The 22,879-nt window shown below is 33.2% G+C and carries 13 protein-coding genes; 4 read left to right on the forward strand and 9 right to left on the reverse strand.

All coding sequences use genetic code 11. The annotated features are described in order from the left end of the window. Positions 1–487: 487 nt before the first annotated feature. A complete protein-coding gene (locus B3C18_RS01610; RefSeq protein ID WP_291141321.1) occupies positions 488–3,334 on the reverse strand; it encodes a TonB-dependent receptor plug domain-containing protein in 2,847 nt (948 codons plus the stop codon). A 533-nt stretch (positions 3,335–3,867) separates the two neighbouring features. On the opposite strand from B3C18_RS01610, the gene metK reads away from it, so the two are divergent. Next, complete coding sequence (metK, locus tag B3C18_RS01615) at positions 3,868–5,118, forward strand: methionine adenosyltransferase (RefSeq protein ID WP_291141324.1); 1,251 nt, start codon at positions 3,868–3,870, stop codon at positions 5,116–5,118. Positions 5,119–5,253: 135 nt separating this feature from the next. Continuing rightward, positions 5,254–7,020, forward strand: coding sequence for a DUF4153 domain-containing protein (locus tag B3C18_RS01620; protein WP_291141327.1), 1,767 nt, complete (start codon positions 5,254–5,256; stop codon positions 7,018–7,020). 61 nt (positions 7,021–7,081) lie between these two features. On the opposite strand, the gene B3C18_RS01625 is transcribed toward B3C18_RS01620, so the two are convergent. The 3 genes from B3C18_RS01625 to B3C18_RS01635 all read right to left on the reverse strand — a co-directional run bounded on the left by B3C18_RS01625 (position 7,082) and on the right by B3C18_RS01635 (position 13,072). Beyond that, positions 7,082–9,331 (reverse strand): hypothetical protein, encoded by a 2,250-nt coding sequence (locus tag B3C18_RS01625; protein WP_291141330.1) that lies wholly within the window; start codon positions 9,329–9,331, stop codon positions 7,082–7,084. A gap of 87 nt (positions 9,332–9,418) precedes the next feature. Further along, positions 9,419–12,106, reverse strand: coding sequence for a carboxypeptidase-like regulatory domain-containing protein (locus B3C18_RS01630; protein ID WP_291141333.1), 2,688 nt, complete (start codon positions 12,104–12,106; stop codon positions 9,419–9,421). An 81-nt stretch (positions 12,107–12,187) separates the two neighbouring features. After that, a complete protein-coding gene (locus B3C18_RS01635) occupies positions 12,188–13,072 on the reverse strand; it encodes a GLPGLI family protein (protein ID WP_291141335.1) in 885 nt (294 codons plus the stop codon). Between the two features lie 233 nt (positions 13,073–13,305). Between B3C18_RS01635 and B3C18_RS01640 the strand changes: the two genes are divergently transcribed. Next, positions 13,306–14,109, forward strand: a complete 804-nt coding sequence (locus B3C18_RS01640) for a hypothetical protein (RefSeq protein WP_291141338.1) — start codon at positions 13,306–13,308, stop codon at positions 14,107–14,109. Continuing rightward, the gene (locus B3C18_RS01645; protein ID WP_053470079.1) at positions 14,109–14,723 is read left to right on the forward strand and encodes a deoxynucleoside kinase; all 615 of its coding nucleotides are present in this window, start codon (positions 14,109–14,111) and stop codon (positions 14,721–14,723) included. The genes B3C18_RS01640 and B3C18_RS01645 overlap by 1 nt, the downstream gene beginning before the upstream one ends. Before the next feature lie 589 nt (positions 14,724–15,312). Here the strand turns inward: B3C18_RS01645 and B3C18_RS01650 are convergent. From B3C18_RS01650 to B3C18_RS01670, 5 genes are all read right to left on the reverse strand, one after another. After that, positions 15,313–17,865, reverse strand: a complete 2,553-nt coding sequence (locus tag B3C18_RS01650; protein WP_291141344.1) for a sodium-translocating pyrophosphatase — start codon at positions 17,863–17,865, stop codon at positions 15,313–15,315. A gap of 112 nt (positions 17,866–17,977) precedes the next feature. Further along, positions 17,978–18,508 carry an inorganic diphosphatase gene (locus B3C18_RS01655; RefSeq protein WP_291141347.1) on the reverse strand — a complete coding sequence of 177 codons (531 nt, stop codon included), beginning with the start codon at positions 18,506–18,508 and terminating at the stop codon, positions 17,978–17,980. Positions 18,509–18,640: 132 nt separating this feature from the next. Continuing rightward, complete coding sequence (locus B3C18_RS01660; protein ID WP_291141351.1) at positions 18,641–19,240, reverse strand: DNA-3-methyladenine glycosylase family protein; 600 nt, start codon at positions 19,238–19,240, stop codon at positions 18,641–18,643. A gap of 12 nt (positions 19,241–19,252) precedes the next feature. Beyond that, positions 19,253–20,305 carry an acyltransferase gene (locus B3C18_RS01665; RefSeq protein WP_291141354.1) on the reverse strand — a complete coding sequence of 351 codons (1,053 nt, stop codon included), beginning with the start codon at positions 20,303–20,305 and terminating at the stop codon, positions 19,253–19,255. 51 nt (positions 20,306–20,356) lie between these two features. Continuing rightward, positions 20,357–22,858, reverse strand: a complete 2,502-nt coding sequence (locus B3C18_RS01670) for a DUF5686 and carboxypeptidase-like regulatory domain-containing protein (RefSeq protein ID WP_291141357.1) — start codon at positions 22,856–22,858, stop codon at positions 20,357–20,359. Positions 22,859–22,879: the final 21 nt, after the last annotated feature.

Raw genomic sequence — 22,879 nt, forward strand, 5'->3', positions numbered from 1 at the left:
TTTAAGTGTGGAAATGAAAAAAGCCCTTTCGGATGGCGACCAAAAGGGCTTATAGGTTAACTATAACAAAGATTTTATCTTTCACTTTTGGCAACAGCAAGGTTGGATGCACATTTGCATCATGCTACAACACATCATATTATTTCTTGCTATTGTTTTCATTTTAATTTAAAATTTAATTCTTTTTTAAACTCGACTAATTCGATAGAGTAAATGTAATATTTATTTATTTAACTGCCAAATAAAATTTTGATATTTAACATTAAAATTTTTATAGGTCGCGTAAATACTGGCTTTCTTTTTAAAAATTGACCACAGATTTTACGGATTAAACGAATTAGCACGGGTTTTCTTTTTTATTTAATGTAAATACTAAACCTATTATTTACATCAGTTCAAAACTTTAGCCACAGATTAAAAAGATTACATTGATTTTTAAAAATCAGTGCTAATTCGTTTAATCCGTATAATCTGTGGCCTATTCTTTTTAGAATTTAAAGCTCAAACGAGCAAATCCAAATCTTCCGTTTAATCCAAATTGCGATACGGCTCTTGAATACGCAAATTGATTTGCATTTGTCAAGTCTGTACTTGGCGCTGGAGATAAAGTTGGAGTTGTGTTAGTGAAAGCCGGAGTTGACGGATTATTTCTGTCCGGATAAACGTCTCCTATATTATTAAAACCAACTGTTGCTCTAAAATGTTCGTTGATTTGATATCCGAAAGATAAATCGGTAACCAGTTTTGCGCTGTATTCTGGATGTTCGTAAACAGAAGCAAATCCATCTAAATTAACATCAGTTGCTCCCGGATCCGTTACTTTTCCGAAATAACTGTTTCTTAAATAAATATCCAGTTTTTTAATACTGAAAGTTGTAGTTAAGTTCGCTTTTAATTTCGGAATTGCTTCTTCTAAATAAACTCGGCTTGACTCCGGAAAAAATGAATATATATAAGGATCTCCTCCTGCATTCACAATAGACTGCGGAATATGTAAATCTCCTACTCTTTTGGTTTGATTATAACTTAAAGCAAAATCATTTCTGATTACAAAATCCTGAATTACATCATATTTTTGAGAAATTACGACATCAATTCCTTTCGTTTCAGAGTCAATTCCGTTTGTCCAGAATGAAGCTCTTTCTACACCTTTCAAATCAAATGCTTGTTGAAACAATGTCAAGGCATCTTTTTGTGTTTGCGATGTAGCAGCATTTATCTGCGCATCTGTAGGTCTTGCATATTGTCCAGACAAAACAATTCTGTCGTTGATTCTTGTAAAATAAGCATCGGTTGCGATTGTGATATTGGCTTCCGGGATTTTAAATGTAAATCCTGTGCTGATACTTTTTGATTTCTCTGGTTTTAAATTTTCTACACCAATACTTTTTGCTGCCTGAGAATCGTTTGTAAAATATCCAACCTGATATGGAGATCCATTAATGAACTGAGTTGAACTTGCTTCAAAGTATTTTTGTTGTAAAGATGGCGCTCTAAAACCTGTTTGTCCAGAAATTCTCCAGTTGATATTATCGTTTAGTTTTAAAAGAGAAGCTAATTTAAAAGTAACCGTGCTTCCGAAATCTGAGTAGTTTTCATAACGTGCCGCTCCGTTTAAAAGCCAGTTTTCGGTTGCATTTAATTCTAAATCAATGTAAGCTGCACCACTTCGTCTGTCTCTTTCTTTAGCATCCGAAGGCTGAAATCCTGAGAATCCCTGCGCTCCTGCCCCGCGTTTGTTTCCAAAGAAATCAGTTACGATTAAAGGTGAAGTAGTTGGTAAAACTCCCGAAACTAAAGCTCCGTTTACATCATATAATCCGTATGAAGCTTCTTCTCCTTGTTTAATTTGATAATTTTCATATCTGAATTCTCCACCAAATGCAACGTTTAAACCTGCAAGGAAATCAAATTTTCTGCTGAAATCTAAATTCGTTGTACTTTGTAAAAAGGAAACTTTTCCGGCATCAAAACTAGATGGAGAATTTACGCCCAAAGTTGCATTTATGGTATTATTTACATCATATTTAAAAGAGTTTGTTCCAAGGTTTGAGCTCAAATCAGTATCAAATCCAAACAATTGTGTATTTACTCCAAGTGCTGCAGAAGCATCTAAAATTCCTGATTCTATTTCTGGTAAAAATCCGTTTTCATACACTTGCGTGAAAGTTCCTGAACCATTTGGAAGTCTGTTGAAAGCATACGATTTTCCATCTCTATACGATACTCCACCAAAAGAATACAATGAAGTTGTTTCTGTTAAAGGATATTTTGCATTATAATACGCTTGTCCCGAAGCCAGTTCTGACTGACCAACACTCATATTATAATCTGCTCTTTCTTGTCCGCGGTATGCTAACTCATTATTCGTAACATCAAAATTAAGCGCTGTCTGCAATTGCGTAATTGTTGTTGCAGATGAAATAGCAGTTTGCTGTGCCGGCGTGAAATAACTTACCTGTGGCGCATATTGCTGAATCGAACTTATAATTTGTGCCGAATTTGGAGTAGTATTAATATTACTGAAAAGTGAGTTGATCTGAACTCCGTTTTGAGCCGCTCTGTTTTCTACGGCATTATAAGCATTAAAAATTCCGTTATTTCTAATTCCTGCACGGCTTGTTGCTTGTCTTGTTACGGCAGTTCCGGTAACATTCAAGAAACTTCCCGGTTTACCTAATGAAGTTCCGTAGTTTAAATCGACTTGTACCGTTTGTCCATCGGCTCCGCCTTTAAAATTATTAGAGCCTGATGATAAATTAGTTCCGTATTGAATTCCTCCCGAAAGATATTTGGCATTCTTTTTCAATACTATATTAATTACTCCGGCAATGGCATCAGAACCGTATTGTGCCGCGGCACCATCTCTTAAAACTTCGATTCTTTCAATGGCAAAAGATGGAATTGCATTTAAATCTGTTCCTACAGATCCTCTTCCCGGCGATCCGTTTATGTTTACTAAAGCACTGGTGTGTCTTCGTTTTCCGTTTACTAAAATTAAAACCTGATCTGGCCCTAAACCTCTTAATTGTGCCGGATCTACGTGGTCTGTTGCATCGGCAGTTGATGTTGCGTTACTGGTAAATGATGGTGCAACGTAATTTAAAATTTGAGTTACGCTGGTTTGCGGCGCTCCTTTTGTTATTTCAGAAATATTAAAAACATCAACCGGAACCGGTACATCTGTTTTTACTCTATTTTTATTACGGGTTCCAATTACGGTAACTTCCGATAGTTCATTATTCTTTAAAGTATCCTGCTCAGTCTTATTATCCTGAGCATACAGGCCTGAAAATGTCAAAAGACCTAAAACGATTAGTACATTTTTTTTCATTTCTTTTTTACTGATTAATTAGTGTTTTTGGCTTAAAAAAAATTCTTACAAGTTTAATTTTGGAACAAAAAAAACCTCTGCGGCTGGCAGAGGTTCTATATATGTTGTTGAAAATAAACTACAATAGAGTCTCTGCGGAGGATTCCGGCATCTTACAAGACATCATATTGCAAATTGTAATTTTCATTTTGTTCTGTTATTTTAACGAGGCAAATGTGCAAACTATTTTTTAACTGACCAAACAAAAACAAAAATATTTTCTATTACCCTATCAAATTAGTATGTTACTGTTAAATTTCTGCTATAAAAAATAAAAAAAGTTGAACTTTAATTTGCAAATCAAAATGGTTTTATACCTTTGCACGCGAATACAGAGGAAAAATTTGAACTGATTGCAACCTCTTCATAATGAAATAATTCGTTATGAATACCGAAACCAAGATTTCGGTAGTAAAAAATGCTAAAGCAGGAATTCTCCTTTAGCACTTTCAGCAATTACTTTTCCTCGCTTAATGTTAATTTAATAAATTATTATGGCTTATTTATTTACGTCAGAATCTGTTAGTGAAGGGCATCCAGACAAAGTTGCAGATCAAATTTCGGATGCTTTAATTGATAACTTTCTGGCATTTGATGCTGACTCAAAAGTAGCTTGCGAAACTCTAGTTACTACAGGTCAGGTTATTTTAGCAGGTGAAGTAAAATCGAATACTTATCTTGATGTACAACAAATTGCACGTGAGGTAATCCGTAAAATTGGATATACTAAAAGTGAATATATGTTTGAAGCGAATTCTTGTGGAATTCTTTCAGCAATTCACGAGCAGTCTGCAGACATTAACCAAGGTGTTGACAGAGCTAAGCCAGAAGAGCAAGGTGCAGGTGATCAGGGAATGATGTTTGGTTACGCTACAAACGAAACTGAAAACTACATGCCTCTAGCTCTTGATTTATCTCATAAATTATTACAAGAGTTAGCTATTTTAAGACGTGAAAACAAAGAAATCACGTATTTACGTCCAGATGCTAAATCTCAGGTAACTTTAGAATACAGCGACGATAACAAACCAACTCGTATTGATGCGATTGTTATTTCAACTCAGCATGATGATTTTGATGAAGAAGCTGCAATGCTTGCTAAAATCAAAAAAGATATTATCGAAATTCTTATTCCTAGAATTATCGCTAAAAACCCAACTCACGCGCATTTATTCAACGATAAAATCAACTACCATATTAACCCAACAGGAAAATTCGTTATTGGAGGACCTCACGGAGATACTGGTTTAACTGGAAGAAAAATCATCGTTGATACTTACGGTGGAAAAGGTGCTCACGGTGGTGGTGCATTCTCTGGAAAAGATCCAAGTAAAGTAGACAGAAGTGCTGCTTATGCTACACGTCATATCGCTAAAAACTTAGTTGCTGCAGGTGTTGCTGACGAAATCTTAGTTCAGGTTTCTTACGCTATTGGAGTTGCTCAGCCAATGGGTATTTTCATTGAAACTTACGGAACTTCTAAAGTAAACTTAACTAACGGTGAAATCGCTAAAAAAGTAGAAGCTATTTTTGATATGCGTCCTTACTTTATCGAGCAGCGTTTGAAATTAAGAAATCCTATTTATAGTGAAACTGCTGCTTACGGACACATGGGACGTAAACCAGAAACGGTTACTAAAACTTTTTCTGCTCCAGGTGGAAACGAAAAAACAGTTACTGTTGAATTGTTTACATGGGAAAAACTTGATTTTGTTGATAAGGTTAAAGCTGCTTTTGGACTATAATTCATAGCTGATACGATTAATATTTTTTAATCTTACTTATATATTACCCCGAATTCTATTCGTTTAGAGTTCGGGGTTTTTATTTGGTTATTTGATGGTATTTGCTTTTCTTAGTACAAATTAACTGACCAAAAAATGAGTAAACTTCCTTCGTTACAAAACGTCCTGAATGCGACGAAAAAAACTATTCTGAGATTTCCTTTAGAAATTATAACCGCTGTTTTAGGTACTGTTTTCGCTATTTTATTTATTAGACAAGATCGTGTATATGATGACAAATTCTATATAAAAGCCATTATGAGCTGCTCATTGTGCCTTGTATGGTTTGTTTCTGCAAGTTTGTTTTTTGCTGCAAAACACAAAAACGGTATAATACGGTTTGTCGTTAGTTTATTGGTTAGTGTACCATTAGTCGCTTTTGTATTCAATTTTGGAGAAAGAATCTCAGATGTAGAAGCGCAGCAATTTTTTGTATTCAGCCTTGCTTTGCATTTACTGGTTTCTTTTGCAGGTTTTTTACCAAGAACTTATAATCAGGAAGAATTTTGGGAATTTAACAAACAGCTTTTTCTACGAATACTTACCTCAGGGTTATACAGCATCGTTCTTTACGGCGGTTTAGCTTTAGCCATATTAGCTGTAGATCAATTATTTAAAGTTAAATTAGATGATAAAATCTATGGATATCTATTTTTTACTATTGCCGGAATATTTAATACTATTTTCTTTTTAAGCGGTGTTCCTGAAACTAATAATAAAGAATATCCGCTTCGTTTAAGCTATCCTAAAGGACTTAAAAATTTCACTCAGTTTGTATTATTACCTTTAATAAGTATTTATTTAGTGATTTTGATTTGTTATGAAACCAAAATCCTTATCACGCTTTCACTGCCTGTCGGCTGGGTTTCTTATCTGGTTTTGGCGTTTGCTATTGTTGGAATTCTTTCTTTTTTACTGGTTCATCCTATTGCGAACGAAAACGGAAATTTATGGATGCGAACTTTCAATCGCTGGTTTTATTTCTTATTAATTCCGTTGTTAGTATTATTGTTTTGGGCGATTTTATATCGAATCAATCTTTACGGATTTACACACGAACGTTATTATGTTTTACTGTTGTCAATTTGGCTCACGATTGTTGTGGCTTATTTCCTGATTTCAAAACATCCAAAAATAAAATTCATTCCCGTAAGTATGTGCCTTGCCGGATTGTTTTCTATTGTGGGTCCGCAAAGTGCCAGTTCTGTTTCAAAATACAGTCAGTTATCCCGATTTGAAAGTTATCTGCAAAAAGGTGAAAACAAAAAATTGACTTTTGAACAAGAACAGGAATTAAGCAGTATAGTTGATTTTTTAGATCGAAATTATACACTTGAAGATATGCTTCCGTATGCAGATAAGAAATTAGATGCGTTATACAAAAAAGATAAAGATCCCGGATCATATAAGATTATGGAAAGCTTAGGCTATGAGTACCGATCCAGATATGATCGAAAAGATGATGCTGACGATATTTTTAATTATTATTTCTATGAAGATACTGATGAAATAGTAGATATACACGGTTATGATTTCATAATCGTTTTATACAAAAATAGTCCATACGAGTGCAAAAGCTGTTTAACTATTGATAAGACTATTTATTCGATTAAATCAAAAGCTAGGGATTATGGTCAGGATTTAATAATCAATCAAGATATTATTCCGCTGAAAATAAACGATTTCATCAATTCATCTTCTGGCTTTACTAACAATAACTCAGACAAAAAAATTGAACAGCGAATTGAGAATTCAAAATACACTATTTTACTAACTTATTTGAGTGCAAATGGGGATATTGAAAACAAGAAAAAAATTCCTGAAAATTACCAGATCAAAGTAATGGTAGGAATTAAAAAATAAAAAAAGAACCCGACAAAATTTAAAATCTTGTCGGGTTTTCTTTTTTAATGGAATCCAAAGTTTAATACGTTCCGTTTTGCATTTTTGAAAGCGTTTCTTTTATATCGCTTGCCGTTACTTCTTCAACTTCCGGAGTTAAATATTTTACTGCCAAAGTCTGCGTTGCAATTGCTTTTTCTTTTTGACCGTCTTTATAATATAACTGCGCTAAAGTGTCTAAATAATACGGATTGTTTTTTGTTACTACCAAACTGTATTCTGACCAAACAATAGCACTTTTTATAAATGAAGCATTCTGCGGTTTTAAAACCACAGTCCATGCCGTAGAATTACAAAGATTTGAATGATAATCTTTAAATGAATTCCATCCGTCATAAGAATAACTTGAAGTTGGATCTAATGAAGTGTATATGGCATCTAATTTTTCAATTGGACTTCCTTTTTCTGAAGCTAAGTTGGAGTCAAAATAGCTGCTGAAATCTTTTAGGAAATTCGTATTTGAACCGTCTTTATCTTCAATTTGGCTTAAATAATCAAAATAGTTTCGGTACGATTCAAAATTTCCTTTTCCTAAAGCAATGATCTTTTTATAAATAGAAATATTCTTTTCCTTATTTACTTCTCCCGAAGTTCCTTCCTGAGAAATATAAGTGTTTTGCTGTAATGCAGAAGAAATCTCAGAAACTACATTTCCTAAAACATGTATTTCTCCTTCTTTACTATTGAACGCTGTACGTTCAGCTTCAATTGCATCAGAATGTTTTAAAAGATAATCTATCGCTAAATAATCTGTATCGTTTAAGATTCTGTCTTCACTAAAAAGCTGTTTTGTAAAACCTTGGTTTTTGATTTCTTTTACAATTGTTTCAACCAAATACAAGTTTGGTTTTGCATCTTTTTGATGTGCTTCAATTAGTTTTTTCCAGGTTTGAGCAATCTCTTTTTTATCTACAGCTGTTTTTGTTATTGTAAACTCCGTTGGATTATCTTCAGTGACAACATAATCTGAATCATAATCATACGAAGATTCTAAAACCGAAGCTCTGTTAAAAGCTCTTATCAAATCTGCATCGGCCGCTTTTTTGTTTTTGAAGATTTTATCAATCGTTACAAAAGCATCTGCACGCAAAAGTTTTCTGTAAAGGTCTCCATAATAATTAAAGTGATATGATTTGTCTGATAAATCAGATTTTGCAATGGCTAATACATCTCCGTTTCCGTTTAAAACAACTACGCTTGGGTCGTTTGTAATTTTATTGTTTTTCAACCACTTTTTATCATCGGCTCCAGCCAGATAATAATTATAAACATCATATTGCGGATTATATGCTTCGTACATATTATATCCGGTTTGCGTTTCCTGATCTTTTACAAAAGCATCGAAACTTTGTTTTGCCGATTTATTTTTGTCATTTGCCAAAACAACTAAATACTTATTGGTACTTGCTCCTTTAGTAGATTCAATTGCTTTTTTAAGGTTGTTTTCGATCTTTAATTTAAAATCAAATTTTACAACAGTTGGATCAACTGTATAATCAATCGTAGCCGCTGCAGTATCAACAGCAACACCGGTTCCAAAATCTTCGTTTAAATAATCAACTTTACCCGGATAAGTCCATTTTGAAACGGTTTGACTTTCAAGAGGCGTAACTTTTGATTTTTTTACAGGCTGCGGCTCTTTTTCATTTAAAAATACCAACGGATTTTTTCCTCCTTTTTCAGAGATTTTTAATTCATTTGTTTTCTTGTCATAAAATCCGGCAAGTTTTAAATCGCCTAAAACTTCCAATTCGTAATTAATCGTTATTTCGGCAGCATCTTTTGGTAAAGCATATTTTTCTATATTGCTATTTCCATCATATTCCTCATAAACTAAGTATAAAAAATCTGCTTTGTCGATTTCAAATTCTAAATCCGTTTTTGTCCATTCAGGGTCCTGTTTCGTTTTAATATCCGAAATTCTTTGGTATTGAATTTCCTCTGTACCGTTTTGAGTTCCTATATAAAAAGAATAATACGAAGGATCTAAAAATTTAATCTTGATGTTTTTTGCTTTTTTATCAGTAACAAATGACAGATCAAATCGGTTTTCTGCAGTTGGATTTCTACTAAAAACTAACGAGTCGCCTTTAATTTCATAACCTCCTGTATAAAAAACCAGTTCGTATTTATTATCGTTTAATAAGTTTAGCTTGATTTTCTGACCTTTGTTGGCAGACAAATAAGTCCCTTTTTCGATGCCTTTCGTTTGAGAAAAAGACATAAAAATTCCCGAAGTAAATAGCAATAAACTCCAAATAGAATTGCGCATAATATAAAAATTTGGCTGTTAATATTCATGTAAAGATATTCTATTCTTACTAAAATAAACTCCTAAATTTTAAATTAAGTCAATCTATTATAAATTATATTTCATTGAAAAGATGATGTAGCGAGGCTGAACCGTATATTGAGAAACTCTTGTGGAGAACTGCGTAAAGTTATCATCATTAAGATATCTGGTGTTTAATAAATTGGTTGCCGATACTTTATATTCCCATTTGCTGTTTTTCTTTTGATAAATTAAACTGGCACTTAAAAAATCATATTCGTTGTCGACCGTTTTATCTCCGTTATAATAATGGTAGAATTCATATTCTGAAACAAAAGAAAAACTATCTAAAAAGTAATAATCTAATCTGGCAAAAGGTTTGTCTGTATAAAAGGTAGAACCGCTGTATTTGTTAACCAAAAGATTATAACCAAACTCAATATTCGGCAGGTTTTTGTAATTTGTCGAAGCTTTAACGGTATAACTCTGCACGAAACTTTCAGTTGTTCTTTGTTCGTTATTTTGAATGTTATTGAACTTTGACCAGTTAATACTTCCATTTACAGAAGCTTTGTAGTTTTTCAAAAACGAACGCCCGTAAGCTCCCATTCCAGAAAAAGTTTCATCGGCTAAATTGGAATTATATGGAACCGAAGACTGATTAATTCCATCAAAATTAGCTTCTGTTTTAATCGCATCTACTTTTCTTGTATAGGTTGCGTTGGCAAAAATGTTCTCAAAATTAAACATGTTATATTTAAAATAGCGGAGAGAATGCACTTGTGATGTTGCATTTTCTAAAGTACGATCTCCACGAAATAAACTACTGTAATCAGACAAAACGTAACCAGCAGCCAATTGATTAATATCGGTAAAATCATTTGTCAAAGAGAAATTATACGTCAATGTTTCTGATTTTTTGATTTGATATAACGCAAAAAAGTCTGGCAGTATTTTAGTGAAACTTTGAGAATAATTTGAACCCAATTGTCCATTTGTCATTTGATAAGAATGCAGACTAACTCCAGGCGTCAAAGTAAATTTTCCTGTTAGAATTTTATAATGGAATCCTAAAAAAGCATCGTTAAAACGATAATCTACATCATTATTATTTTCTGAATTATTCAAATCATTTCTGTCTCCATTATCCAACATTTGAAAAATATGAGAGTTGAAGTTTTGATACGAATAGGTATTTCCCACTGTAACATTGAAATTACTTTTTGGTGTTACCATATAATAGTAATCTAGTTTTGCGTCTAGTTTATTGGTTTTCACAAAGCGATCTTGATTGTAATCGTTTCGATCCTGACCCGGAATATATCCTGACAAATTAAAAGGAAGTGTTCGCAGATTCGCATTATAAAATGGATTTTCGTCTTGATATAAATGCTGCATTTCAAAAGCAAAAATATTCTTTTCGCTTTGTGTATAATACAAACTCAAATTTTGATCAACCGAAGTTGGATCTTGTTTCTTAGTTGTAAAAATAGTTTCTGAGTCAGGAATTTTATTTACAACTTGTTCACGAAGTAAATCGGTATCTTCTTCCTGCTTTGATAATTTGGTCAGAATATCATAATCAAACTGAAATTTATCATTTGGCTTATAAGTTGAACTTAGTTTAAACAATCCTAAATTGTTTTTTTGATGCGTTAATTCGTCTCTTTTCTGCTGATCTCCAGAATCTAAAATCGTAGTCTGAGATTTGGTTTCTAAATCTGTTTTTGAAGTCGAAAGAATTCCGAAACCGCTTATATTCCATGTTTTTGTTGGAGAATAAGAGAAATTTGTTGCGCCAAATTTGGTTTCAATTTCTTTTGCCCGATTATTTCTTAAAACCGAAATTCCTAAATCATTGGAGGAAACATTAAAAGAACTTCCGCCTTTTTTCATCATATTTTTAAATCCACCCGTAAACTTAAAATAGTCCTGCGCAGTGAGAGGTAATTCTCCAATATTATTAAAATTGGTAATTAAATTAATACTGTATTTCGGACTGTAATAAAACAGTTTTGGATTTATAATATAACGGCTGTCGAGTTCTGCAACGCCAATTCCGGCTGTCATATCTCCAAACCAAAAGTTCTTTTTACCTTCTTTCAGTTTAATATTCATCGCCACATTTTCCTGATCGTTTTCAAGACCTTTTAAAGCACTTACTTCGTTGTAATTTCTTAAAACCTGAACTTTATCAATAGCATCAGCAGGAATATTTTTAACTCCGAGTTTGGTATCTCCGTCAAAAAAATCTTTTCCCTCAACCATCAATTTGCTTACTTTTTTGCCTTCAACTTCAATTTCTCCATCTGCATTTACCTCAACGCCGGGAAGCTTTTTCAGGACATCTTCAAGCTTTTTTTCGGTTCCCGATTTAAACGAATCGGCGTTGTAAACAATAGTGTCGCCTTTTATAGAAACCGGCATTTCACGAACGATTTCAACTCCTTCGAGTTCTATTCCGGTGCCGTCCATAACAATGTTTTGAACTATATTTTCTGTTTTCGTCGAAATGGCAATTTCTTTCGATTTCATTCCCAAATAACTTACTTTAACCGTATACGAAGCATTTGGTTTTAAAGTCAATTGAAATTTACCTTTATCATTGGTAATTCCGTACGAATCCATTGCTTTTGTGGCATTGTTGACTGCCATAATATTGGCCATCTCCAACGGATTTTTTTGCTCATCCTGAATAAATCCATCGAAACGAACACTTTGAGAAAAACATATAGAAGTAAAAAGTAAGGCAAATAAAAAAAGTGTCTTATTCATTATCAGAATATTGGAAGTTGAACCCGAGCGAAAGCGAACGGGCGAAGCAATTTTGGAATTTTAAATTTGAAACTTTATAGATTATCCCCCGATTGGCATTGCAGCGCCGGACGTACGTCCACGGCTCATTTCTCTAAATTCTTCCATTTTTTTAATCACCGTTTCATCGTACTCTTTTTGAGAAACTACTTTCCCTTTTTTAGATGGTTTTATTTCGACTTTATCTTTAGCATTCAAAACAATTTTAGAACATAAAATAACCGTTTTTCCATCATTTACTTCTAAAATCAAACCTGGTAATCCCCAATAATTTTCTGGCCCCTGATTAACCGGAATTTCCGGCGTATACCAAGCTGTAACAGTAATTTCTTTTGGGATTTCAAAATTGTCTTCAAAATTAGTTTTTGTCTCTCCGGATGTTTTTTTGGCTTCATCCTTTTTATCATTATTTTTAGGTCTGAAGTTTCTAAAATCGGTTTTGCTGGCTTCTTTTACAGCCGTTGCTTTGAAGCAATTGTAACCGCCAATTTGTTTGGTTTCCTGCTCCAGTTTCCAGTTTAATTTTGGAAGAGAATCAACAACAAGGAATTCTTTTCCCATAAATTCTTTATCAACGGTATAGGACTTTGCTTTTACATCTTTGTAAAAAGTTCCGCCGCCGCCCATCATCGAACTCACCATAACTCGAAAACCGCCTTGTTGTCCCGGAGTTTCCAGTTTTTCTTCTTCTTTATAAATCGAAGCTGTTTTATCAAAATTCAATATGAAAGTTTTCTCCAGCATTTGTTTCATACGCTCTTCCATACTTTTTTGCATTTCTGGCGTAATGTCCCGATTTCCAGCTCGCATTCCTTCAAATTTAGGAGGCTGAGTTTTAGATTCATAAACAGCCATTCCCTGAAAATCCTTTTGGGCGTGTACTTGTGCAAAAGCAAATATTAAGAGTAAATAAGATAGTTTTTTCATGTGGTTATATTTAAAAGATTGTGAAGTCTCGTAAAACTTACAATTCAAATTTATTACTAATTTTAAAATACTGAAAATTAAATATATCAATGCCAGAATGGTATCGACAAAATCTAATCTTTGTAAGACTACTCTAATTTACAAAGGTTTAAACTGAAAAAACTGCCAAAACTCTAATTTTAAGATATTCTTTAGCGTAGTTTTTGTACTTTGGCTTATGAAATTATACTATTATGAGTAAAACAATACGCCAAATTTTATTACTGCTGTTTATTGCGTGTTCGTTTTCGACTTTTTTTGGGCAAAGCCAAAAAATAAATGTTGCTGTAATTTCAAAATTCAAAATTGATGCCGATGAATTTATTGGTTACGACTCTTTTGGATATTCTTATCAAATAAAAAATAATGTTTTTAGCAAAATAAAAGGAAGTGAAGTCTTTGAATACAAGAATGTTTCGTTAGGAAATATTACAAAAGTTGATATTCAGAATCCGCTTAAAATTGTTTTGTTCTATGAAGATTTCAACATTGTTATTTTATTGGATAATCAGCTAAATAAAATGACGGAAATTAATTTTTCGCAAAATACAAATCCAATTGTTGTGAGCGCCATTGGGATGTCAACGCAAAACCAGCTTTGGATTTTTAATACTTTAAATCAGCAGATTTGTCTTTTTGATTATTTAAAAAATGAATACAAAACGGTTTCGATTCCGTTAACCGAAGGCATAAAATATTACCAAACCGACTTTAATACTTTTTATTGGATTGATAGAAAAAACAATTGGTTTTCATGTGATATCTTTGGAAAAATTTCAAGTTTGGGCAATGTTTCTGATTTTGATAAAATGGAAATAATTTCTTCTCAAAAATTCATTTTCAGTAAAGCTAACTCATTGTATTTGAGAGAAAATACTAACACAATTTCTGAAATTGAAGTTTTAGAAAAAACGTTTGACAAATTCTATTACAAAGACCAAATTTTATCTATTTTTACAACTAAAGAAATTGTAAATTATAAAATCGTAACACCATAATGCACATAGCAATAGCAGGAAATATAGGCGCAGGAAAAACTACATTAACTAAATTATTAGCCAAACATTTTAAATGGGAGCCTCATTATGAAGATGTGGTTGATAATCCGTACTTAGACGATTTTTACCATCAAATGGAACGCTGGTCGTTTAACTTACAAATCTATTTCTTGAATAGTCGTTTTCGTCAGGTTTTGCAAATTCGCGAAAGCGGTAAAAAAATCATTCAGGACAGAACGATTTATGAAGATGCGCATATTTTTGCTCCCAATTTATATGCAATGGGATTGATGACAAGCCGTGATTTTGAAAATTACACGTCTTTATTCGAATTAATGGAATCGTTGGTAAAAGCACCGGATTTATTAATTTATTTGAGAAGTTCTATTCCTAATCTTGTTGGACAAATTCACAAACGCGGACGCGAATATGAAAACTCTATTTCTATCGATTATTTAAGCCGTTTGAACGAAAGATATGAAGCATGGATTCAGACTTACACGAAAGGAAAATTATTGATTATTGATGTTGATAATATCAATTTTGTTGATAATCCTGAGGATTTAGGAAATATCATTAATAGAATTGATGCTGAATTGAATGGGTTGTTCTAGAACACGAATTTCACAGATTTGCACGAAATAAAAAAAATGCCTCTAAAATATTTTTAGAGGCATTTTTAGTTTTATGAAATTTTGGCAAAAATTTACAGTCAGGATTATTATTTAATATTTGTTAGATTGAATCGTAATGTATAGTCCCTACGGGACATTATTCCAACGGGTTTTTATTTTTTCTACCGATATTTAACTCCTAAAGGAGTATGATTTTTATTCTTTAAAATACTTAATTTTTAAATGAGTATGATCGTTTATCTTTATGTTTTCTCAAATATTAATCTCTAAAATATGTGTATCTCGTAGAGATTACATATCGGTAGAACATTATTGCACCTTCTAACGTTTGTCCCGTAGGGACTATACCAAACGAGATGATTCTTTATCAAATATTTTATTCCTAAAAGTATATATCTCGTAGAGATTACATATCGGTAGAACATTATCCCACCATCTAACATTTGTCCCGTAGGGACTATACCAAAGGATCAAGTTTCTTACTCAATTCGAAATTCATTAAATAAAAAAATGCCTCTAAATAATTTTAGAGGCATTTTTATTTTATAAAACTTTGACTAAGTTATTTTTATTTTGCAGTTGCTGCACTAATTTTCGCTTCAACTTCTTCTTCTGTTCCTTCGTAAACTTCTGTGGTTGTTTTACCATTTTCAGTTTTGGTTACAATTCCAGTCGTTTTTCCGTTGTCATTTCTTAGGTCAACGCGAACAGATTTTTTCTCGTATTTACTTGTATCGAAACAATCTGTTTTTTGATATTTTCCGGTTTTATCAAAATGCGCTAAACATTTTGCTGTTTCTTCTTCAGTACAGCCTTTTTCTTTACACATTTTAATACATTCTTCTTTTGTCATTCCTGATAAATCTCCGCATTTAGAAATTCCTCCAGCATGCATTTCAGTTTTCGCACAGCAAGACGCTTTTCCTGCAATATTTGATTCAGAATGTCCATCACCTAAAATTGGTGCAATTACTAATCCAATCAAACAAGTTAATTTAATCAAGATGTTCATTGATGGCCCAGATGTATCTTTAAACGGATCTCCAACTGTATCTCCGGTTACGGCAGCTTTATGCGCATCAGAACCTTTATAAGTCATTTCGCCGTTGATCATAACTCCGGCTTCAAAAGATTTTTTAGCATTGTCCCAGGCACCTCCGGCATTGTTTTGGAAAACTGCCCAAAGCACTCCAGAAACCGTAACTCCAGCCATATATCCTCCTAACATTTCAGCAATTAACTGATTGTTGTCTGAATAAACTAATTTTCCTAAAAGTACAATTGCAATTGGGAAACCTATCGTTAAAATTCCCGGAAGCATCATTTCACGTAAAGCGGCTTTTGTAGAAATTTCAACACATTTTCCGTACTCCGGTTTTCCGGTTCCTTCCATAATTCCCGGAATTTCCTTAAACTGGCGACGTACTTCATACACCATATCCATCGCTGCTTTTCCAACAGAATTCATCGCTAAAGCAGAGAAAACCACCGGAATCATTCCACCGACAAATAACATCGCTAAAACTGGCGCTTTGAAGATATTGATTCCATCAATTCCAGTAAACGTTACATAAGCTGCAAATAATGCCAATGAAGTTAGAGCTGCAGAAGCAATGGCAAAACCTTTTCCCGTTGCTGCAGTTGTGTTTCCAACAGAATCTAAAATATCGGTTCTTGTACGAACTTCTTTTGGTAATTCGCTCATTTCAGCGATTCCTCCAGCATTATCAGAAATTGGCCCAAAAGCATCAATTGCTAATTGCATTGCTGTTGTTGCCATCATTGCAGAAGCCGCTAAAGCAACTCCGTAAAATCCAGCCAAAGCATATGAAATCCAGATTGCACCAGCAAACAATAATACAGTTGGGAAAGTCGAAATCATTCCCGTTGCTAAACCTGCGATTACGTTTGTTCCTGCTCCTGTAGATGATTTTTGAACGATCGCCAAAACTGGTTTTGTTCCTAATCCTGTATAATATTCAGTTACGGATGAAATAGCTCCACCAACAACTAATCCGACTAATGTTGCATAGAAAACACGCAATGATGAAATGTCTTTTGATCCTTCTCCAAAGAAAGTCATCTGCATAGTTTCAGGAAGCATATATTGTACTAAAAAGAAACAAGCTACGGCCGTTAAAGCAATAGAAACCCAGTTTCCTATATTTAATGCTTTTTGAACTTGTGCTTCTTTTGCATTGTCATCTGAAATTTTTACTAAAGTTGTCCCGATAATGGAGAATAAAATTCCGAAACCGGCAATTGCCATTGGAAGTAAAATTGGACCAATTCCGCCAAAAGCGTCATTAATACTTCCGCCCATATCTTTTATCACATAGTTTCCTAGTACCATTGCTGCTAAAACCGTTGCAACATAAGACCCGAATAAATCGGCACCCATACCGGCAACGTCACCCACATTATCTCCCACGTTATCTGCAATTGTTGCAGGGTTTCTTGGATCATCTTCCGGAATTCCGGCTTCTACTTTACCTACTAAATCAGCACCAACATCGGCCGCTTTTGTGTAGATTCCGCCTCCAACTCTGGCAAACAATGCAATTGATTCTGCACCAAGAGAAAATCCAGCTAACGTTTCTAAAACAACCGTCATTGTTTCAGTATCTTTCCAAACTCCGTCAGAAAATAAATTAAAGAAAATTATAAAAAAAGTAGTTAACCCCAGAACTGCAAGACCTGCAACGCCCAGTCCCATTACGGTTCCGCCGCCAAAAGATACTTTTAATGCCTGTGGCAAACTTGTACGTGCTGCCTGTGTTGTTCTAACGTTTGTTTTGGTTGCGATTTTCATACCTATATTACCTGCATAAGCTGAAAATAATGCGCCAAAAATAAATGCAATTACGATCAATAAATGTGTTTTTACACCCGGAATAAAAGTAATTCCTGCCAAAGCTAAACTTGCAATAATAACGAAGATGGTTAATAGTTTATATTCGGCTTTTAAGAAGGCTAAGGCTCCTTCGTAGATGTAATCTGAAATCTCTTTCATTTTACCGTCTCCGGCGTCTTGTTTTAAAACCCAAGTCCTTTTTATTCCCATGAAAAGTAATCCTAAAACTGCCATGACAATTGGCAGGTAAATCATAAATGCATTCATAATATATTAATGGTTTTGGTTAATAGTCAACAATCTAACAAAAACGAATTTAAACAAAAAAGCAATACTCCTGACGGAGTATTGCTTTTTTTATAATAAAATAGGGTATAAATTATTTAATACTAAATAATCCCTCTGGTTTGTTTTCGATATCATCAAAACGCTTCGTACACTCAGCAATAATTGCAAATGCTTCGTTTACATCTCCCCATCCTTCTACATCTACTTTTTTGTTTTCAAGATCTTTGTAAACCTGGAAGAAATGCTCGATTTCTTTTACTAAGTGTGGGTTAATATCTGAAAGGTCAGTTAAAGAATTCCAGATTGGATCTGAAACTGGTACACAAATAATTTTTTCATCTGGTCCTTTATCATCTGCCATATGGAAAACACCAATTGGTTTTACTTCCATAACACATCCTGGAAAAGTTGGTTCGTTTACTAAAACCAATACATCAAGAGGGTCACCGTCAAGTGCTAAAGTTTCAGGAATAAATCCGTAATCTGCAGGGTACATCATTGAAGAGAATAACATTCTGTCGAAACGCATTCTTTTGATTTCAAAATCGTACTCATATTTATTTCTGCTTCCTCTTGGTATTTCGATTAATACATCGAAAGTTGTTAGTTTGTCTGCGGTCATTTTCGTTTTTTATTATATCTATAATTTCGACTGCAAAAGTAACTAAACAATCCTTTTTTACAATGAAAAAAGTATATTAATCTCTGTATTTATACATTAATTAATATACTTTTCTTTTTATATAACAGACAGTTAATATATAATTTTCCTATTTCGCTTACTTAGGTAATAATGCCACAGCAAATATGTCGCATAAGATCGGTACGGGCTCCATTGTTCTGCATGGATTTCCATCTCTTGTTTGTCATGAATATCAAGTAATTCTTTGATCGTATTTATGACTGCAATATCGCCCAGCGGAATCAAATCCGGCTCCTGAAGACAGAACATTAAATAGATGTCAATTGTCCAGTTTCCGATTCCTTTTAGTTTAATCAGCTCTTCGCGAACTTGTTTTGCCGATTTCGAAGCCAGACTTTCTACATCCAGTTCTTTGTTTAAAATTGCTTCGGACAAAATCTTGATGTATTTTGTTTTTTGACGGCTTACGCCAAGACTTCTATATTCTTCGTCTGACAAAATCGCCATCGTTTCAGGGTTGCAGGTTGTATAGGATTTTATTTTTAAGAATGTGGCTTTCGCCGAATCTACAGAAACCTGCTGTTCGAGAATTAATAATACTAAAGTCTCAAAACCCTGCGGTCGCTTTGGTATGGGCGGAAGCCCATATTTTTCGATTATTTCCCGAAATACTGGATTTTTATTGGTTAGAAAATCTATTGCTTCTTGCATGATGGAAACTTTTTACCCTGATATATATTTACCATAAGGTAATTTATTAATAGAATATATAATCACAGTAGAGATCAACAGACAAATTAAAGTTACTAAGGGAATTGCAAATACAGGATTTACAAAATCATAATCTATTTTAACTTTCCACATCAATCGTAAAATTAAAACATGGATCAAATAAATTCCATAACTATATTTACTAATAAAATTAGTGATTTGTACTACTACAGAATTAGTGATCTCCAGATTCTTAAAAAGAATAAAAAGACCAACTGAAACCATCAAAATGTTTAGAGAATTATAATTATAAAAATACTCTTCAAAACTATTGCTTTCGCGGGATAAAAAATAAGTTCCAAATATTGTAATACTAACTCCAATTAACACCAAAAATACAGCGGTCCCAATAATTATTGTTTTAGGAAACGAAAAAGATTTAATTGATAAATAATATCCTAAAACCAAATATCCTATAAACCCCGAAAAATAGGTTAAATCAACATTAATTCTAAATCTACATAAAGCTGGCTGATTAATAAACAGAGTGAATATCCATATAATTATAAAATATAAAATCTCTTTTTCTGTCGCATTTTGAATCCATTTACTCATGATTGGCACAAATAAATATATTCCAATAATCATATAAATATACCAGAGATGATAGGAACTGCCATTTAGTAATAGATGGATTACCCATTCAATAATTTCCCCAAAAGACATTTCATGACCTGCAGAAATATTATCGTTTAGTGCAAACATTGCATAAACAAAACTCCAAAATAAGAAAGGTAAAACTATTCGTGAAAATCTTTTTTTAAGGAATTCGCTTAATTCATATGTTCTGCTTAACATCAATACTCCTGTTAACATCACAAATACAGGCACACAAAAACGCACAAAACTATCATAAACATTCCCTGTCCACCAAACAAAATTTGAGACATAACCATATTGATATAAAATCTCCGCTGTTACATGTACAAGAATTACACTAATTGTTGCTACAACTCTTAGATTAGTTGTCCAGCTCATTTTATTACCCACTTGGTTTTCACTCATAAAATATTATTTGTTAATTATAATTATGAAAGCGAAGAATCTAAATGATGGTTAGAAATAAAATCCGAAAGATCCTTTTATAGCAAATTTATGGGCGTCAGGCATATCTAAATAATTTCCTCTCCATGAAAAATCAAGTCGGAAAACTTTGAAGATATTTCCAATTCCTGCATTGTATTCCCAGTATACATTTTCTGGAGCATTATAAGGAAGTCCAGAAGCATTTATTTCACGATTTGCTTTAGAAATTGTTCCATGAACTGCTCTTACTCCTATAAATTCTCTCCAATTCAATTTTCTCATAAATGGAACTCTGGCGAATAATCTTCCTCCAAAATCATGATTCCATTGTAATGTTGTATACTGATCCGTAACGAATTCGTAGAAATTCAGGTTGCTAAACGTATTTTCAATGGTAAAATAAGTCTGGTTACCCGGAATTACACTCATTAATCCTAACGGAATTGTTCCGAATGTTTTTCCTGTTTCTATAATAATGTTAGATCTTCCTAAAGGCCCAATAATAATAGGCTGCTTATAGAATATCTGTATTTTTTCGTAGGCAAAATCACTGTCAAAAACTCCTTTTAAACCATAACTAAAGTTAACAAAGAAATGACTAAACGGACTATCAACCAAATCTCTTTCTACTCCGTAACCAATAGTTTTACGGTTTGGCATATATTCAAACTGAATATTGGCTTCTGATTGTTTTACATCGCTTTTTACAACTCCCATAGGGTCTGCTGCGGTTGGCAATGTTGTATAATAATCTAAACTAAATGTTTTTGATGCCGATTCTAATGTTCGATAAGAAAACCCTGCCTGAACAACAAAATTCTTTTTAGGTTCCATTTCTACCGAAATATTACTCAAATTAATATTGGTCAATTTTCCGTTACTTCCCGTTGTAAATAAAGCAGAAGACGCAAAACTTCGTCCAAGAATATCATTTGTCGTGGTTAAACTGGCTCCAATCTGTTCAATATCACGCCTGTTTCCTCCAGAAATAATCACACGTTTTTTCTTGTCGACCATCCATTTTCCAGAAACTCCGTATTTGAATTTACTGTCATCAAATCCATAAGCTGTATAAGCTTGTATACGCCAAGGGTCGTTTGGTCCGAAATACGTTCGCCCTCCTACTCTCAGCCTTAAACCCTCGACTTCATTATATCCAAATGTGGAAAAAATAGGTCCATAATCGAAGTTTTTAAATTCGACATAACCACTTCCCAGAATAGAGACGAGATTATACAATTGCTTAAATCGCTTGACCGTCTGCAAAGTATCGAGCATTTTATAAATCCCCGCTTCGTCTTTATTTAATTTCTCAAAACGATTTTCTTCCCAAAATTCCGGCGGTCGTTCGTAGACCGCATTGTCTATAAAATTGACTTCTTCTTTATAGAATTTCTCCGGTTTTTGAATATTGAATTTATGGTTTCGAAATAAGGTCGTTCGTTTTCCATAAACTCCTTTTGATTTTTCTTTTTTATTTAAAGCAAAATCAGACATCATATAATCGCGGGTCAATAGAAAAACAGAATCGTTATCTACTTCAAATTCCTGTTCGATATAAATATCTTTTACCCAGTTAATATTGGCACTTTTAGTTACGCCCATATTAATTTTCTTGATCGCAAAAGTGGTATCGTTTACCCAAAAATCTCCTTTAAAAGTCAATTCGTTTTTACGCCTCGGATAAAAAACAATATTAAAACACCATTTTTTATCAATAAAAGCACTGTCTTTCAATACATAATTGTAAACATCAATTCCTGTTCTTGAAAGTGGACTTGTAAAACTTTTATCAAAAAATTTAAGGTGATTATCGTAAATATTATAATCTGAATAAAGATCTTTTACGAAAGCTAAAATCTGCTGATTTCCGTTGAAACCAGACATTTTATTTCCCGTAATATTTTCTTTTACTTTCTTTAATTTATTATCTCCGTAAACGTCATAAACAGATTCGTTGATAAAAATTGGCAGATATGTTTTTCCGGTAACATCTGAAGTATCAACATGATTAAACACAAACTCCATTCCTTTAAAGAGTTTGTTTTTCATAAAAGCACTATCAATCGTGTTCATGTCAAACTCGACTTTTTCGTACTTCTGCATTTGATATTGATTGAATTGGTAAAGTCCGTTTTTACGTTTTCTTTCCCATATTTTCCTCAAGATATCAAGTGCTGGATTGTTCTTTTTTGATGTTTTTCCGGTATAAATTACAACTTCGTTTAATGCCTGAGGTTCACTCAAAACAATTTTAAAATCATAATTTACTGCTTTTTCCAAAGGAACTTCTCTATCTGAAAATCCGGCAGAACTAACTAGTAAAGCGGTATAAGTATTTGGAGATTCGAGATAAAAACGACCATCTTCGTTAGAAACGATTCCGGTGTTTGATCCTTTAAAAACAACATTTGCAAAAGGTATCGGCTGATTAGACTTGTCTAAAACAATTCCACTCACTTTCGTTTGTGCAGTAGCAATAGCCGCAAATGCGAATACAAAAAATAGGCTGAGTAAAATTATTCTTTTCATTGTCTAAACAAAAAAAAACTT

It is taken from the genome of Flavobacterium sp. UBA7680 (assembly GCF_002482975.1).
Taxonomy (GTDB): domain Bacteria; phylum Bacteroidota; class Bacteroidia; order Flavobacteriales; family Flavobacteriaceae; genus Flavobacterium.